The organism is Psychrobacter sp. Sarcosine-3u-12, from assembly GCF_002836005.1.
In the GTDB taxonomy this organism is placed as follows: Bacteria; Pseudomonadota; Gammaproteobacteria; order Pseudomonadales; family Moraxellaceae; genus Psychrobacter; species Psychrobacter okhotskensis.
The window spans coordinates 1-17,464 of the sequence record NZ_PJBY01000075.1 but is presented as its reverse complement, the minus strand read 5'-3'; the positions used below and the strand labels follow the sequence as shown (position 1 = coordinate 17,464).

Genomic DNA, 17,464 nt, shown 5'->3' with positions numbered 1-17,464 from the left:
GCTGAATATACGAAATCTAATTTATATAAATTAACTTTCTGCAAAGACCGGTAGCGGGTCAAAACTAACCTCTGAACGTGGTAATTTCGCCACATCTTGCATACGCCAATCGTCTTTGCCTTCATTACTCACTTGCAAATAATACTTGGCTTTTACCGGATCAATATCTGCTTTGGCAGTGTATTTATTGCCTTCTTGATGCTGTAGCACCACATCACGATCTTTTTTAATGTCGGTGGCATGCGAAATCGATAAATCCAAGGTAGCTGGATAAGTAATTGGTGTGCCATTAAGCAACTTACCTGACTGCAGGCTCTGTTCAGGATAATTTAAATAAAACACAATATTGCCATTATCGGCAAATTGCATTTTGCCATGCAGGTCCAAATCATAAGTTAGCTTATCACGTGACACGTCATGATAGAGCGTCTTGCCATCCATATACCAGTCGTCACGAACCACACTGTCACGAATCTGGTAGGAGTAATAAACAAACCAGAGGCAAGCAATCACCACAAAGGCTGGCATGCCAATCACAAAGATAACCACCATATAGTTTTTATACCATGGCTGGCTATCTTGATGCTTAAAGTTCGGTGCTGGAGTAGACATAAAATACCTATTAATCAAATAGCTGTTCATAGACATCTGGTTATCAGATAGCTATACAGTGGTATCGACAGATAAATTGACGGCTAATGCCTGTCAGTTTAATGATAATGTACAACCCGCTTGCCGATGACGAACGGGTAAAATATATAAGTCTAGACGTAACAGACTCAAGTGTTTACTGACCTTGGGTAGTAAAGACGTTTTGTTTGCTGACCATATACTTGCCATCATTACTATTCACATTTAGGGTAACCGGTGTTTGACCAGATTCAACGACATCAGGATCACCATAAATACTGACAGGCATGTCAAAGCTTTCACCCGCTTCTAATGGTACATCGTTAAAACGCAATTCTAAACTCAGGCCTTCTTGCGGGGCAAGGGTTATCTTATAGGTATGCGGTTCTTGGGTTTTATTGGTCAGCTTGACGATATAGCTGTTTTCAATCATACCTTGAGTGTTGATCGACGATAACTGGTTGCGGTCACGGCGAATGTCAATCTCTAGAGGTACGCGATCGGTCAAGGCATAAACAACACCACCACAAAGTACAGTCAGTAAGGTTAAATAGGCAAAAAAGCGTGGGCGTAGCACTCGACTTTTCTCTTTCTCTGCCAGTTGCCGTTCTGTGGTATAGCGAATCAAACCACGAGGATAACCGACCTTATCCATGACTTCATTACAGGCATCGACGCACGCAGCACACTGAATACAAGCCACTTGTAAGCCATCACGAATATCAATACCAGTCGGGCAGACCTGTACACACATTTGACATTCGATACAATCCCCTAAATGCTCAGGATTGGTCCCTTTTTTTCGTGCACCGCGAGGCTCACCGCGCTCATAATCATAGGAGACAATGAGTGTATCTTTATCAAACATGACGCTTTGAAAGCGACCATAAGGGCAGATCTGAACACACATCTGCTCACGCATGTAGCCGGCATTTACATAGGTAGAAAAGGCAAAGATAAAGACCGATACCCAAATCCACGTGGGCCAATCAGGGAAGGGAATGGCGCCTATCATCTGCCAGCTATGATATAAGCTGTCGGTGCCAGAGACGTAGCTGACGAAAGTAGTCGCCGTAATCATTGAAAAAACAAACCAAATAGAATATACCAAACCACGTTTAAAAGCTTTTTTTGCACTCATTGGTTCTTTATCGAACTTCATGCGCTTATTACGGTCACCAATCACCCATTTTTCAACATACTGATATAGATGTGTCCAGATCGTTTGGGGACACGCATAGCCACACCATACCCGACCGGCGTACACCGTTACCATAAACAAGGTAAAAGCGGCGATCAGCGCGAACGCAGCAATGAAATAAAAATCCTGAGTCAAAAAGGTCATACCAAAAATATAGTAATGCTGCGAGGGCACATCAAACCATATTGCCTGCCTATCATTATAACGCAGCCATGGCAGTAACAAAAACAGCGCCAAAAAGGCATACATACTAACGACGCGGATATTTTGATAAAAACCCGTGATAAATCGAGGATGAATACGATGCTTGGTGGCATCAAGATCAATCTGCTGTACAGGGATTTTATTGGGTTGTGGTGCTGACATAAACGTGCCTCTTTAAAAAAAGAATCAGTCTGCTGGCATGATGAACAAACACCTATAATAAAAAGATGTTGGAATGTGCGATGTTATCAATGTCAGTAAGTAGCTGAGTAGGATAATCACTGTAAAAAACAGCGAACCCTGCTACCAAATGAGCGATTGTAAATAGCCAATTACGATTGAACCACTCATACTAAAAATAGCGACAGATAAGTGGTGTTTAAGTTTTGCTATTTTAACATTCTCCCTACTATAAATGGGGTGATAATGTTAAAAAACAATCATTATATAAGAATAATAAATGTCATGTAGTGATATAAAATAAACTGGTCGGCATAGAGGTGCAAGTGCAATTAATTGGCCAAATAAAGCGAATATCATGACAAGGATAATGAGGTCATTAACTCAACACCTTTAGCACAACAGCCAAACAAAAGGGAGAACTGCAATAACAGTCCTCCCTTTTTTCTATCTTATCCATTTATCGTATCAAGAATGACTAAAGCAATCTTAGTTAACAGTAGCTGCTGCTGGTGCTGCGTTTGGCGCAGTAGCAGTAACAGGTAGCGCTTGAGCGGCTTTAGCGGGCTTGTCTGATAAAGAGTAAATATAAGCAGCAAGTAGCATGATACGCTCATTACCTAGCTTGGTTTCCCACTGCGGCATAACACCAGCACGACCATAACGTAGTGTATTTCGTACCGTTTCGCGATCGCCGCCATACAGCCAGATATTATCAGTCAAGTTAGGTGCACCTGCTGAGATCATTCCTTTACCATCTTTATCATGGCACAAGGCACAATTTTGCTGAAAGATTGCACTGCCTTGAGCGACCAAAGTTTGATCGAGCTTGCCGTTATCTTTGCTACCGTTGTTAGCAGATAGTGATAGTACATACTCTGATGCTGCACGCACGCCATCTTCACCGATCTGATCGCGCCATGCTGGCATACCACCAACGCGGCCATTGTGTAGCGTCGTCAAGATGTTTTGTGCTTCACCACCGTACAGCCAGTCGTTATCAGTCAAGTTCGGATAACCCGTTGCACCTTTCGCATTAGAACCATGGCATACCGAGCAGTTCTGTAAGAACAAACGGCTACCAACTTTCAACGCATTTGGGTTTTCAGAGAGCTTTTCAACATAAGGCGCAAGCTCTGCAATTTTTCCATCGATCTGCGTTTGCAAATCTGCAGGTGGTGTTTCACTACGGCGCATTGTTGCTTGCAAATCATTGAGTGTACCTAGCGTTTGAGCAGCTCCGGCAGCGTTTGCTTTAACCAAAATACTTTTTTCAAAGTTATCCGTAAATACTTTGTTGTTCTGTTCAAGTTCACTGTTTAGCTCATTGTGCGAGGTCCAAGGTACCGTTTCGCCATCGACTTTTACTGTGGCAATACCGTCCCAATGCTTAGGAAACATGGCTGGGAAAAACACCCAGTAAGCGATGCCCCAGACGATTGAGCCAAAAAATATCACTAACCACCACTTGGGCAGGGGTTTGTCGTATTCTCGGATGCCATCATATTCATGACCTGTTGTACCGTCTTCTTCTACTTCTGGCTTGTACTTTAGAACCATCAAAAGGACGCCAAGAATAAATAGCCAACAAGCAAAACTAAATACAGTGATCCAAGAACTCCAAAAAAATGTCATCGTTTATCCTTATTGCGCTGCTCTTCAGACAGAGACTTTATATCCTCGTCATCAAGCGCAAGTTGTGCATCTTCTTCGAAGCGTTTTTTGTTTTTTGGCGAATACGCCCACCATGCAACGCCTACAAAGGCAACAAAGGCAGAAACGGTCGCAATTGTTTGTAATTCACCAATACCCATTAGCGCTGTCCTTCCATTGCAGTACCCAACTGTTGGAGATAGGCGACCAAAGCATCAAGCTCAGTGGCACCAAGCACCGCATCAGGAGCACCTTCGATATCTTCTTCAGTGTAAGGTACACCAAAGCGATCACGGAATAGACGCATCTTAGTTTGAACGTTTGTACCATTCACTTCATTGGTCGCAAGCCACGGGAAACCAGGCATCACAGACTCAGGAACTAATGAACGTGGCGCAATAAGATGCTGCTTTTGCCAGTCTTCTGAATAGCGTCCACCAACACGTGCTAGATCTGGTCCAGTACGTTTTGAGCCCCATAAGAATGGGTGATCCCACGTAGATTCAGCAGCGCGTGAATAAGGTCCATAACGTTCAACCTCAGCACGTAGTGGGCGAACCATCTGCGTGTGACAAACGTGACAACCTTCACGAATATAAATATCACGACCTTCGAATTCAAGCGCAGTCCATGGCTCCATAGCAGGTAGCGGCGCGTTCACACCACCGTCTTCTGGACCCTTGTTATCATAAATCAGCGGTACGATTTCAACGAGTGTTGCAAAACTAATCGCAATAACGATACCGATGACCAACAGGCCTGTATTTTTTTCAATAATTTCATGCGGTGTACCAGCCATGATCGCTCCTTATACTTTAGCTGTCGAGGTATCGACACTAGGTTCGTGATCCGTAGGATCAGCGACATCTACAGGCTTACCCTCTGGCATTTTGAGCGTTTGATAAACGTTATATGCCATCACAAACATACCTGACACATACAAGAATCCACCAAAAGCACGCCCGATATATGGGAAATGCGAGAACTCAACTGTATCAACGAAGCTGTATACCAAAGTACCATCTGGATTAGTAGCCAACCACATCATGCCTTGACCAATACCTGAGATCCACATTGATACGATGTAAAAGATAGTACCTGCAGTCGCTAGCCAGAAATGGGTGGTGATTAAGCTGATAGAGTACATTTTTGGTTTGTTATAAATACGTGGTAATAGTACATATAGCGAACCAATGGTAATCATACCTACCCAACCAAGCGCGCCTGAGTGTACGTGACCGACTGTCCAATCCGTATTATGCGATAGCGCATTAACGGTTTTAATAGACATCATTGGGCCTTCGAACGTCGACATTGCGTAGAATGACAATGCTACGATCATAAAGCGAATGATTGGATCGGTACGTAACTTATCCCAACTACCAGATAGCGTCAATACACCGTTAATCATACCACCCCAAGAGGGTGCAAATAAGATGATTGAGAATACCATTGCTAATGACTGCGTCCAATCAGGAAGCGCTGAATAATGCAAATGGTGACCACCAGCCCACATATAAGATGCAATCAATGCCCAAAAGTGAACGATAGACAAACGATACGAATAAATAGGACGACCAATCTGTACTGGAACGAAGTAATACATCATTCCAAGGAAGGCTGCCGTCAAGTAAAAACCTACCGCGTTATGTCCGTACCACCATTGCACCATCGCATCAGTTGCACCGCCAAATAGCGAATAAGATTTGAACGCGCTAACCGGAATCGCCATGCTGTTTACGATATGTAGTAATGCAATCGTAATAATAAAAGCGGCAAAGAACCAGTTGGCCACATAAATATGTGAGGTTTTGCGTTTGATGAGTGTCCCGAAGAAAACAATGGCATAAGATATCCATACCAGAGCAATCAAAATATCGATTGGCCACTCAAGCTCAGCGTATTCCTTAGTCGAGGTCAAGCCTAGAGGAAGGGTGATAACGGCAGAGACGATAACCGCTTGCCAACCCCAAAAGGTAAACCAAGCCAAATAAGGGGCAAATAGCCTTGTCTTACAGGTGCGCTGAACAATATAGTAAGACGTTGCGAACAGGGCAGAGCCACCGAAAGCAAAAATCACTGCATTGGTATGTAGCGGTCTTAAACGACTAAATGTCAGCCATGGGATGTCAAAGTTAAGCGCTGGCCATGCCAACTGTGAAGCAATGAACACGCCAAGGCTCATGCCGACGATGCCCCATACCACGGCCATTATCGTAAAAAATCTTACGATGGTAATTTCATACTCACGGTCAACTGGGGCGACTGCTGTGTTTTGTAAACTCATTGGATGATTCCTTTACAGCCCGAATTATCAACAGAATTAACTAACTCTCCGCATTATCTGCAGCAACCATACTGGTGCAGGCAGATAGTCATCGCGGTACATGCTGTCTCTTGACTCAATTATTATCTTAAGGTTATTAACTATCAAGCTAAGCTTCCACTCAGTATCAGTTGATGCAAAGAGGAAGAGGGTAGCGCTAGGAACATGCAGCGCTTACAGCCAGTTGATAGTAGGATTGTTAATAACTCGTTAAGGTAAATAAGGAGTGACACCGTATAGAAGCATCAAACATCTAGTGATATTAAGGATTTATCTTAATTATTACTGAAAACAACAGCAATAACGAAGATAGACACTGATATCCATCTGGTCGTAAAACAGCATGGACCATTGATGTATGCTAGCGGTGGCTGACAAAAAAACAGGTTAACGTAATGTTTAGTTAAAACTCCCGACTCTGTTTAAGGGTATTGTAACGCAATCCTAATTAAATATCATCAGAACTATGCGGCAAAATACAAACTCTTTGGTAAAAATCTGCGTAGGCAACTTATTATTGCTACGCTATCAGCCTATTTTATACCCAATTTTAAGACTATTCTAGAGGGCAGAATCCTATGAATCATAGGGTATAAGTACAAAATATAGAGAAGTTTTTGTAACAATGGCAACATTAGCCTTATAAATAGGTTTTACTTATCGGTAAATCGCCCCTTATAATGAGATTGAAAAGTATCGACAGTAGTTTCCTACGCATTGTTATAATAACGATGACACAATAACGATTTTAATCATTTGAATACGATTGGGCGGCAGTAAGCAGTAATTGATACGGTTAGCCTAGCACCCTATTCATTAAGGACAATAATATGGCAGTTTTTTTGACAGATGCATGGTTTGATGACGTTGAGAAGTTAGGTAGCGAAGCTGGTGAGCTAAATTTGCCACCCGCGCTGGCTAATATGGTTATCAACCTAAAAGTGTCTGACACCGATGGAGATATCGAAGCCAACTTTGCTGATGGCCTATTGCATCGCGGCTTAAATGATAATGCGACCACCACATTATTGCTTGACCGTAGTATCTTGCAATCAATCATTACCGACTTTGATACCAACGAAATCATGGGCGCATTTATGAGTGGTAAAATTCGCGTTGAAGGCGATATGTCACAATTGATGGCGGTACAAACGGCACGTCCAAGTGCTGAGCAAAAAGAATTGTACAAACGTGTCAAATCTATGACGACGATGGCTTAACGGCTTAAGTCTATATCTTTCACTTTTTCAATTGATTTTTTTTATCGATATTGTCTAAGCAAAGCACAAAAAAGCTCCTAATTTTATATTAGGAGCTTTTTTACGAATGATAATATGAGTAAGAAGAAGTAATTGTCGCAATGAATGCCTAGCGATGCTGCTTACTTAGACTATTTAAATTAATTAAACGACTTAAGTTTCTTGAATGTTTAGCTGGCTTTTGATGCCGCCGTCGCATCTTGTGACTTTTGGTTTTCTTTATACATCGCTGCCTGTAGCCAGACATTCGCTTGTACATAGTCATGTACGTTAATAGAAGCAGTCTCTGTCGTATTGAGCGCACCAATACGCACCACGAATGGATCGGCGTCTTGTTCACGTAGTATTACCACATCAAACAAGATAATGGGCTTGCCATTAAAGAGGGTTTCTTGCTTGCCAAGTACTTGACCTTGGCACCATGCCTCGTCTTCTTGTCCCAGAGTATCACCGAACAAATAAGCACACATATGACCTAGGTTAATCTCGACTGGCGCCATTTGTTCTTTGGTCTCAGGCTTCCACTCTTTGATTTGCTCTTGTAGATCATCCGGTATTTGACCATCATTGGCGGCGACGATATCGTTAAAGGCACGATGGTAGCGAATGGCTTCTTGATCTTCTACCATAATAACTTCGTGCTGCTCGCTTAGCTTGATTTCATGTGCCCAAGCACTAAAATTCACGAAGTAAGACGTATCGCGTTGATACAAATGACGGTTGGCGGTATAAAGCTGGTCAAAGGCATAAATAATACTGCCGTCAGCCGTGCGCAAACGCAGTACTGCGTCGTGTGAGTTGTCGTTGGCAATGATACGCTCGATTTTGCAATGTAGCCCATAAGGACTGTCGACACATGGATAGGCGTTGATAAAGCATTCGGGCTTACCGTCTTTCATCGCCAGCACTTGGTTGATGTGGCAAGGTTGGTCTTCAGATAGCAACAAGCAACTGTCTTTGGCGCTGACGTTGGGGTTGAGACCTTTCGGCATGGCCGCCTTTTCGATCATCTTTTGCAGCCACTCTGGCACATCATGACTCATATCATCGGTTAAAATACGCCAATGATCGGCATGACCGGCAGCTTGCTCGTCAGATAAGGTGATTTTGGTAGGAGATTGGATGTTTTTATATTGATAATTAATGGTCATGAAAATACTCAAACTTAAGTCAGCGATGAGGTTTGGACCTAACGCTGACATTGCTCATCTAGCATCCAATATTTATAATCATTGGTCTAAGATAGCTAGCAATGTCGGCAGTATAGGGTCAGCAAACAACAAGGAGGGGTTATTGACAATTGTCCTTAGCATACAATATATAGGTATAGACGCAAGTAATAGCAAGCCCCTCATAAAAAATAATAACAAAACCCGGTTTTTTGGCAAAAAATACGCGCAGTTTTTGCTAATGACTGGCACATATCCGCCAAATTGTGTCAAACTAGCTCCCTTTTGATGGCCAAATTTGGCCTGTTTTAAACCCTATTTTTGTGTTCAATTTATATGTTGGTATGGCAGGCGCACTCTATAGGGCGTTTGTCGCTGCTCGTTTTGGCGCATATAAAAGTCGCACGTAGATAAGATAAAGAGTTTGAATATGTTTCGTCCTTTAGCGTTATTTATCGGCTTACGATACACCCGAGCAGAGCGTAGTAATGGCTTTATCTCCTTTATATCGCTGATCTCGATGATAGGTTTGACCCTTGGGGTTGCCGTATTGATTACGGTTTTGTCGGTGATGAATGGTTTTGACCGTGAGTTAAAGACCCGTATTTTGGGCATGGTGCCGCAAGCAACCGTTATCTCAACCGAGGTGATTGGTGATTGGGAGCAATTGGCTGATCGTATTAAAGAAGATCCAGAAGTCGCTGCCGTCGCGCCCTTTATTCAGCTGCAAGGCATGCTGACCTCGAATGGTCAAGTGGCAGGTATCATGGTCACAGGTGTCGATCCTCAGTACGAAAAAAATGTCTCGATCATTAACGATCACATGACTGAAGGCAGTATCGATACTCTACAAGCGGGTGATTTCAGTATTGTGCTGGGTGAAGAGATGGTGCAATCGTTGGGCTTGAGCATCGGTGATAAGGTGACTTTGGTGTTGCCAGAAGCATCGCCATCACCGGCTGGTGTGATACCGCGCTTTAAGCGTTTTACCTTGACGGGTATTTTCAGTATCAGCCCAGAAGTGGACAGCCTCATGGCCTTTATCCCGATGAGTGATGCCGGTAAGTTGCTCCGCCTCCCCGATGGCGCTCAAGGTATCCGTATGAAGCTAAACGATATCTTTACCGCGCCCATTGCTGCCCAAAAAGCGGCTGCGATTGCTCCTGATCGCCTCTATCCAAATGACTGGACGCAAACGCACGGCAATCTATTTGGGGCGATCCAAATGGAAAAAGCCATGGTCGGGTTGCTACTGTTCTTAATTATCCTAGTGGCAGCATTTAATATTGTCTCAAGTCTGGTCATGCTGGTCACCGATAAAAAAGCTGATATTGCGATTCTAAAGACTTTTGGGGCATCTCCTCGTCTGATTACACAGGTCTTTATGGTACAAGGCGTGGTCATCGGCTTTATTGGTACGATTGCAGGTACGATTTTGGGTGTGATATTTGCGTTGACAGTGAGCGATATCTTAGGCTTCATTAATCAAGCCTTCGGTCTCAATCTCTTCGATGCTTACTTCGTTAATTATCTACCATCACAGCTGCGCTTAACGGATGTGATATTGATCACTGGTGCGTCATTTGTATTGAGCTTTTTGGCCACTATTTATCCAGCGCGCCGAGCGGCTAAAATTCAACCTGCGCAAACGTTGCGTTATGAGTAATTGATACTCAAGCGAGGCGTAGTTATCATTAAAATGAGAAGCCATTAAAGTGAGAATAGCCTCGTTTTAAGCAACTATGCTGCAGGTGATAAGTGTTAGCCAGATTAAAAAATCATGAATATCGGTATCAATAAAATAAAGGAAGTGCTATGTCTGCCATTTTAAAGGCGACCAATATCAATAAGATATATGATGAAGGCGCGGTTAGTACCCAAGTATTGACAGGCTTGGATTTGACCGTCAATGCTGGCGAGCGCATCGCTATCGTTGGCACCAGTGGCTCAGGAAAAAGCACCTTGCTACACTTGCTGGGCGGATTGGATACGCCAACCAGTGGTGAAGTCTGGCTGCATGGTCAGTTGTTAAACAGCATGAATGAGACTGAACGCGGGGCGATGCGTAACAAGCACCTAGGGTTTATTTATCAATTTCATCATCTGTTAGCAGAGTTTACAGCGATTGAAAACGTCGCGATGCCACTGCTGCTGCGCCCTAAAGTATCGACGACTGAGGCAAGAGACCAAGCGATTGCCATCCTAGAAAGCGTTGGTCTGGAGCATCGTTTGGCGCACAGGCCAGGCGAGCTGTCAGGCGGTGAGCGTCAACGCGTGGCCATTGCCCGTGCCCTCGTCACCAAACCCTCGCTCATATTGGCAGATGAGCCAACAGGCAACTTGGATTATGACAATGCACAAAGTGTTTTTGGCTTGTTATCAGAGCTGCAAAGTACCATGCAAACAGCACTATTGATGGTGACCCATGACCGTAACTTGGCGGCGCTGGCAGATCGCCAAATGTTGCTACGTAATGGTCATTGGGAACAGTATTAATGCGTCGAAACTGTTTAACCGTACCATTTGCCTAGAGCGTGTCCTCAATTCAAACGCTTGTATCTAAATGGACTAAAAATGGCTAAATTTTGCCAAACATTGTCAAATAGCTGATTAATATCTCGATATTATTTGCGCTATTTTCCTCGTTTGACGGCAATTTATCTTATTTTTATGACCATTTTTAAAATGAGGACACGCCCTAATGTAGTCGATTTATATAACATTGACGACAGTAGTCCTGTCTCACGTTACAAGGATAAATACAATGAACGAAGATGAAGATCCAATCGCTGCTTTCGGCAGTGCGGAAGAGGGCAATGAACCATTAAAACCCTATATGGATCCAACCCTATTTGACACCATTGATAGGCAGGCGCAGATTGAACTGCTTACCCCAGTTTTTGATGCTATTACGCTTGCGGGCGTTGATTATGATCTAAAAGCACAAGACAGCGCCACTGGCAAACGCTATACGCTGCTCAAAGATGAACAAGTGATCGATATATTTGAGATGGATAGCAGATTTACAGACAATGTCATTGCGGCAATAGAGAAAGAGAAAGAAGACGATTGATCAAAATGCCTAAGCGCTGTATTGAAAGCATCAATCAGCGTTTAGGTGTCTTGTCGATAGGTTTGTGTTGGCGTTTTTGCCAGCTGGTGACGGTTTTATAACGCCAAATTGCCTTAAATGCCAAGCCACAAACGATGCTAGTAATGACGGCAAGGATAGTGATACCCACACAGAATGCGGTTAACGATACAGTGCCTTGATATGTGATAAAGGGGTTGGCACCATCAGATAGTGCCCACAAGCTAAAGTCAGCAATCATTCTGCCAATAAGCCGTAAACTGATCATCGGCACGTCAAGAATTTTGGCACCGATGTAGTAACCAGCGTAAAAGATAGGTAGGCTAGTGACAGGGTTGGTAATCCAAGTTAAACCAAGCGCCATAGGGACATTGGCACGAAAAATTAGCGAGCCAATTAATGCTAATAACATCTGTCCGGGTAGCGGAAAAAATGCACTGAGCACGCCGATATAGACCGCTTTATTTAAGCTGTGCCGGTTAAAATGCCATAAGCGCGGATCAGCCAAATGCGGTGCAAATAATTTTAAAATGCGGCTTTCTAGAATTTTCTCTGGTGTGGGCAGCAAGTTTTTAAGACGTTTTTGGGACACAGCATCGCCTTTAATCGTTATCAACCGCTGGTTCAATCACATTGATGGGCTGATATAAAGAGATATTAGGAATAAAATACGGGTAGGAATAGTATCAGAAAAACAAAGTAATGGTATTGAATAATCAGTATTGCAATATGTCCCGTGAGTATAGGGTAATAAAAAAATAAATGCTATTGCTGGACGAGGGCGTGGCCTCGATCTGAATGGTAGCGACTAAAGGGTTAAAAAATGGCCAAATCTTGCCAAATGGCGTTAAATAGCTGGACAATATCCTGATATTATCCGCGCTACTTTTCTTATTTTGTTACCATTTATCTCATTTTTATCACTATTTTCAACATGAGTACACGCTCTAACGACAGTCTTTATTGCTAGCGTGAAGCTATAGATTCCCGCCCGTTTTTGACTGGCAACACTCAAGCAAAATTGGTCGTATTTTAACGTTCAGCTCATCAAGCAAGGAGCGCTGGTGTACTGGTTACTTGGCAGTTTAGTGATTATCGCTATGATGGGGGTGTTGGCAGTCGCAGATAGTATGGCGATACCATTTAACTCGTTAATAGCTATGAGCGGCGCCACTACGTTGTTAGCGCTACTATTAGTCATCGTCGCTATTATTTTGATAGCTATTAACCAGCGTCAAGCTCTGTCTATAAGCTCAGTGGACGTCCATAAGCTTTCTTCTCAAGGCGACTTCTCTCAGCCTTCTGTTCCTCAAAATACCTCTCCATACGGTTCTTCTCCCTCTAAACTCCCCATTCGAATGATCAACTATTTGCTGATAATGATACTGGCAATAGGGTTAGTGATTGGTAGTGCATTACAAGCTTTGATGGGTTACCAGCGGGCAGAAGCAACAAAAATTATTGAGCCTATACGTGTGCAAGCGTTGGTTACTATCGAGGGTATTAGCGATAGCGTTTATGATGACGTCACCAATAGCGGCTATCGACAAATCGCTACCATTAGTCATATGTCGCCATTGATCTCTGAGCTAACGGCTCAGGAATTAGATAGCATTGCGGCCGATTATGTTGCAAATATTGATAATAGCCTAAGCAATAATAGTTTAACTGGCGCTGATTTGAACGAAAAAGCTGAAAACATTGCTAACGACATCAAATACCGCGTGCTACTCAATGCTTATCCAAAAAGCGGCTCTAAAAGCTCGCAGATGATTGACGTAAACCAGCTGCAGCCGGGTGATCAGTTATTTATGACGCTAACACTCGCAGCGCTTGCTACCTCTGAGCAAGCGATTAATAACCCTTCTGGTTTTGACAGTTATCGCTGGTTACGAGGTCGTCATATCGATGGGGTAGCCAATATAGTGGCGACTAGCACCTTGCCTTTTGCGCTCGATGAGTCGTCTGCATTGGACGCTAATTCTCATTCCTATCTTAAGCGTTTTCGTACTCGGATTGACCAAGGGCGTTGGCAATTGCGGCAGCATTTTTATCAAGATTGGGCGGGACAGACTACCGCTGCGCAGCAAGCAAAAGCGGTCACTTTAAGTTTGCTCACAGGTGATCGCAGCTTGATCAATCGTGATACCAAGGATCTGTATCAGTTGGCTGGTATTTCACATTTGCTGGCTATCTCTGGCACTCATGTGTTGTTTTTAGCGATTATGCTGGCAGGAGCAGTTGTATTATCGTTCAATCGTCTGTATCCAGCCCTATATCGTCGCATACCACGCTGGCAAGTGCGCTGGTGGGTGATGATCAGTGCCGCTTTTATTTATGCGCTATTTACTGGCTTTGATGTGCCGGCAGCGCGAACCGCATGGATGTTACTGGCGATAGGTCTGGTACGATTAACCTTACTACCGATTAGTACGATGCGAGTATTGTTAGCGCTAGCAGTCTTGATGGCATGGCTTGATCCTTATGTGCTGTGGCAGGCTGGTTATTGGCTGTCTTTTATCGCTGTGGCGCTCTTGCTAAAGTACGATAGTGGCTCACAGGCGCAAAACAACTCAGCATTATCGCAATCAGATATACCTTTCTCTCATGGTGATAGTAAATATAGCCGTATTTTACTTAGAAAGGCATGGCTCACAGGCAAGCGTGTCTTTAAACTGCAATGCTGGCTATTTATCGCCCTGCTGCCCATTACCTTGCTGTTGTTTGGCAAAGCCTCGCTATGGGGATTGGTCATTAATTTATTTGCGATTGGTTTATTTGGCTGGGTTATCGTACCGCTCAATCTATTAGCAGGGCTTTGTTATTTATTATGGCCTGCACTTGCCGATAGTATTTGGGCGCTGGTCAGTACCATTGTCGCTAGCTTACATGATTTGATTAGGTGGCTGACTTCATTACCAGCGCTGTCAGAGGCGTGGTTGTATACGCCAGTAAATATGGCGATATTACTGATGGTATTGCTGGCAATATTGCCTTGGTTATTACCGCGTGGATTTATCAGTCGTTGGCTGGCACTACCGCCTCTAACGCTATTAATGATGACGGTATATGCCAACCAGCAGTCATTATCTACGTCACCAACTTTATATGTCTTGCCCACTGGAGATCGCTATATAAGCGCTGCTGTGCTGCAATATCCTATAATGAATGAGGTTGGGGGCATTGGAGGCAAGTATAATAAGGCGCAGTCAGCAAAGGATAGCGTGAGTTGGTTATTTTTGGCAGACCATAGGCCTAATGCTACGCGTACCATGCCAAGTAATTTGACGGCAGAGAAGCTGTCCGCAACACTAGAACAGCAGTTGCGCACCTTGTCGATTAAACGTTTAGAAGGGCTCATAGTGCAGACAGCCAGTACAGGACTGACGGATACGCTCACGACTCATGAGGCAAGCAATACATTTAAACCTAATGCCTCTGAGCTGTTGCCGATGACGGTTGCTCAAATAAGTCAACGCCTACCGATTAGCCAGTATTGGCAGGCAGGGCGCAGTAATCGATGGTTCGATCGAGAGAAGTTTTATAGAAAAGCAAGCCAAGCTGATGATTCAGCTCAGATCACTAACAAAACGTATATCAGCCCGAAAGGCTGTGAGCAAGGTGACTCATGGCAGCTCGCCAACGGCGCTTTATCATTAGAGGCTATCACGGGCTGGAGTGAGATAGACGATGCCAGTGTGTGGGAGTGCACGCTTGTCATTGATAGCAAGTTACCTATTAATATACGGCAGTATAATGCAGCCGATCCCCTAAATTCACCGCTTGCTAGCGCGCAAATGATAAAGGCAATACCTTCTATATCAAAAAGTACGCAAACAGACAATCAACACCTTACTGCGCAAGATCAGTCACTGCCATCACGTATTATTGTTAATGCGGATACTCATAAGCGTCTTTGGCAACTGTGGGCATTGATCTGCCAAGCTGAGTCGTTTGAGGATAATAGAACCGACAGTCATGTTACTTGGCTTGGACACAGTACCTCGCAAATAACGACGGAGGTCATCAGCCGTCAGCAAATAAGTGAAGCAATAACCTATGATAATAACGCCTTAGAAGCAGCATTAGCTTTTGAGACCACTCCATAAAAATTGTCCTCATCCTAGCAGCGTTATAATAAGGTGATATTTCACGGTTACACTATTGAACCACAACCAAAATGGCACCATACTTAGTAACCTATTAATATAGATGACCGAGACAGTGAGAAAATTTGATTTCTTACTGACCTCATTTTCTATATCATCTCTTTTATCGTTTTAGATTGTTTCTGACTTAGGAAGTTATATGCCCAACTGGCCACCAGACCCTAACAAACGTCCTGACAATTCGGCAAATCAGCCAGCGCCGATGCCGCAGTCAAGCCAGCCGAGCGGACAAGAATGGCGCTTGATTGAAAATACCTTGCTCGCTAGTGTGGTAGAGCAACGCCGTGCGCGCCGCTGGAGTATCTTTTTCAAACTCTTGACCTTTGGTTATATCCTATTGATATTTTTGACCATTGGTCGTGGCTGTAGCAGTAAAGCGCCAACGGCTCTTGACGGTATGGATACCAGCAAGCCACATTTGGCCGTGGTTGAGTTGCAAGGCACTATCAGTAGTGGTGATGTCGCCAATGCTTATGATGTCAACGAAGCATTGACGCGTGCTTTTGAAAATAATAACTCAAAAGCAGTGGCGCTAGATATCAACTCACCTGGTGGCTCACCTGTACAGTCTGATGAGATTTGGCAGACAATGAGGGATCTACGCCAAGAGTATCCAGATAAAAAACTCTATGCGGTGATCGGTGATATCGGCGCTTCTGGTGCTTATTATATTGCCTCAGCGGCAGACGAGATTTATGTGAACCCATCAAGTTTGGTTGGTTCTATTGGCGTGATTATGCCAAGCTACAATGTCGAAGGCTTGATGGATAAAGTCGGTGTTGAAGATCGCACTATCACTGCTGGTGAATATAAAGACATCTTAAGCTTATCGCGCCCGCTTACCGATTATGAAGAAAAGCATGTCGAAAAAGTGCTGGCCAATACTCATAAGCACTTTATCAATGCGGTAAAAGAAGGACGCGGCGCTCGTCTAAAAAACCCAGAAGAGAATAAACTGTTCTCAGGATTGTTCTGGACTGGTGAGCAATCGATTGCCTTAGGTCTCGCTGATAAAAAAGGCAGTATTTCTAGCTTAGAAAAGCAATTAAAGCTCGATAATGTCGTCAATTATACCCCAACCGATCCGTTCAGTTTATTTATGGATCGCTTTGCAGTTAAGTTGGGCGCGGGTATCGGCTCAAGCGTCAAGCTTGATGTTTTGCCACAAACCGATGGTAATGCAGAAATGCGCTAAGCCTATGGTGTTAGGTTTACTGTGACCAATAATTAAGGCTGAGCGTATTATTATGCTCAGCCTTAATTATTGGTCAGTACAAATTTATGGATAATGGGCATTCCAACGGAATAGCGTATTCGAAAAGCATTAAGTCCAAAAAATACCGAGGCCAAAAAATACCGAGGCCAACAATACCTTTGGTTGGTCAAAATTGCTTTAACCAAGCAGTGCTTTATTTACGTCAGTAATTGGTCTGGTTTTCTTTCGCCATGCTCATTTTTTGAATGCTATAATCTTTGATGATTATTAATGGCACAGCGACTATTCAAGGCATTCTTACTATTAAAGTAACCACTATTTAGGGCGTATCTCTATTTTGAGAATGTGTTCATTCTGAAAATGACC

At 43.6% G+C, this 17,464-nt stretch carries 14 protein-coding genes; 6 read left to right on the top strand and 8 right to left on the bottom strand.

The window, feature by feature from the left end; translation table 11 throughout:
- Nucleotides 1-30: 30 nt before the first annotated feature.
- The 6 genes from CXF65_RS02850 to ccoN all read right to left on the bottom strand — a co-directional run bounded on the left by CXF65_RS02850 (nt 31) and on the right by ccoN (nt 6,155).
- Nucleotides 31-612, bottom strand: coding sequence for a FixH family protein (locus CXF65_RS02850; RefSeq protein WP_101210971.1), 582 nt, complete (start codon nt 610-612; stop codon nt 31-33).
- A 175-nt stretch (nt 613-787) separates the two neighbouring features.
- Nucleotides 788-2,197, bottom strand: a complete 1,410-nt coding sequence (gene ccoG, locus CXF65_RS02845; protein WP_101210970.1) for a cytochrome c oxidase accessory protein CcoG — start codon at nt 2,195-2,197, stop codon at nt 788-790.
- Between the two features lie 507 nt (nt 2,198-2,704).
- On the bottom strand, nt 2,705-3,850 hold the full coding sequence (ccoP, locus tag CXF65_RS02840) for a cytochrome-c oxidase, cbb3-type subunit III (protein ID WP_101210969.1): 1,146 nt from the start codon (nt 3,848-3,850) through the stop codon (nt 2,705-2,707).
- On the bottom strand, nt 3,847-4,029 hold the full coding sequence (locus tag CXF65_RS02835; protein WP_010199605.1) for a CcoQ/FixQ family Cbb3-type cytochrome c oxidase assembly chaperone: 183 nt from the start codon (nt 4,027-4,029) through the stop codon (nt 3,847-3,849). The genes ccoP and CXF65_RS02835 overlap by 4 nt, the downstream gene beginning before the upstream one ends.
- On the bottom strand, nt 4,029-4,667 hold the full coding sequence (gene ccoO, locus CXF65_RS02830; protein ID WP_025651295.1) for a cytochrome-c oxidase, cbb3-type subunit II: 639 nt from the start codon (nt 4,665-4,667) through the stop codon (nt 4,029-4,031). The genes CXF65_RS02835 and ccoO overlap by 1 nt, the downstream gene beginning before the upstream one ends.
- A 9-nt stretch (nt 4,668-4,676) precedes the next feature.
- On the bottom strand, nt 4,677-6,155 hold the full coding sequence (gene ccoN, locus CXF65_RS02825) for a cytochrome-c oxidase, cbb3-type subunit I (RefSeq protein WP_101210968.1): 1,479 nt from the start codon (nt 6,153-6,155) through the stop codon (nt 4,677-4,679).
- An 869-nt stretch (nt 6,156-7,024) separates the two neighbouring features.
- Here ccoN and CXF65_RS02820 point away from each other — a divergent pair.
- Nucleotides 7,025-7,414, top strand: a complete 390-nt coding sequence (locus CXF65_RS02820; RefSeq protein WP_025651293.1) for an SCP2 sterol-binding domain-containing protein — start codon at nt 7,025-7,027, stop codon at nt 7,412-7,414.
- A 209-nt stretch (nt 7,415-7,623) separates the two neighbouring features.
- On the opposite strand, the gene CXF65_RS02815 is transcribed toward CXF65_RS02820, so the two are convergent.
- Nucleotides 7,624-8,604, bottom strand: coding sequence for a hypothetical protein (locus CXF65_RS02815; RefSeq protein ID WP_025651292.1), 981 nt, complete (start codon nt 8,602-8,604; stop codon nt 7,624-7,626).
- A gap of 448 nt (nt 8,605-9,052) precedes the next feature.
- Between CXF65_RS02815 and CXF65_RS02805 the strand changes: the two genes are divergently transcribed.
- The 3 genes from CXF65_RS02805 (at nt 9,053) to CXF65_RS02795 (ending at nt 11,695) form a co-directional block, all read left to right on the top strand.
- Nucleotides 9,053-10,288, top strand: coding sequence for a lipoprotein-releasing ABC transporter permease subunit (locus tag CXF65_RS02805; RefSeq protein WP_025651290.1), 1,236 nt, complete (start codon nt 9,053-9,055; stop codon nt 10,286-10,288).
- A gap of 149 nt (nt 10,289-10,437) precedes the next feature.
- On the top strand, nt 10,438-11,118 hold the full coding sequence (gene lolD, locus CXF65_RS02800; RefSeq protein WP_101210967.1) for a lipoprotein-releasing ABC transporter ATP-binding protein LolD: 681 nt from the start codon (nt 10,438-10,440) through the stop codon (nt 11,116-11,118).
- 268 nt (nt 11,119-11,386) lie between these two features.
- Nucleotides 11,387-11,695: a hypothetical protein gene (locus CXF65_RS02795; RefSeq protein WP_025651288.1), complete on the top strand. Its 309-nt coding sequence runs from the start codon at nt 11,387-11,389 to the stop codon at nt 11,693-11,695.
- Nucleotides 11,696-11,729: 34 nt separating this feature from the next.
- On the opposite strand, the gene CXF65_RS02790 is transcribed toward CXF65_RS02795, so the two are convergent.
- A complete protein-coding gene (locus CXF65_RS02790) occupies nt 11,730-12,305 on the bottom strand; it encodes a DUF2062 domain-containing protein (protein WP_025651287.1) in 576 nt (191 codons plus the stop codon).
- Nucleotides 12,306-12,777: 472 nt separating this feature from the next.
- Between CXF65_RS02790 and CXF65_RS02785 the strand changes: the two genes are divergently transcribed.
- Entirely contained in the window at nt 12,778-15,822 is a 3,045-nt protein-coding gene (locus tag CXF65_RS02785; protein WP_101210966.1) for a ComEC/Rec2 family competence protein, read from the top strand.
- 199 nt (nt 15,823-16,021) lie between these two features.
- Nucleotides 16,022-17,077: a signal peptide peptidase SppA gene (sppA, locus tag CXF65_RS02780; protein WP_101210965.1), complete on the top strand. Its 1,056-nt coding sequence runs from the start codon at nt 16,022-16,024 to the stop codon at nt 17,075-17,077.
- Nucleotides 17,078-17,464: the final 387 nt, after the last annotated feature.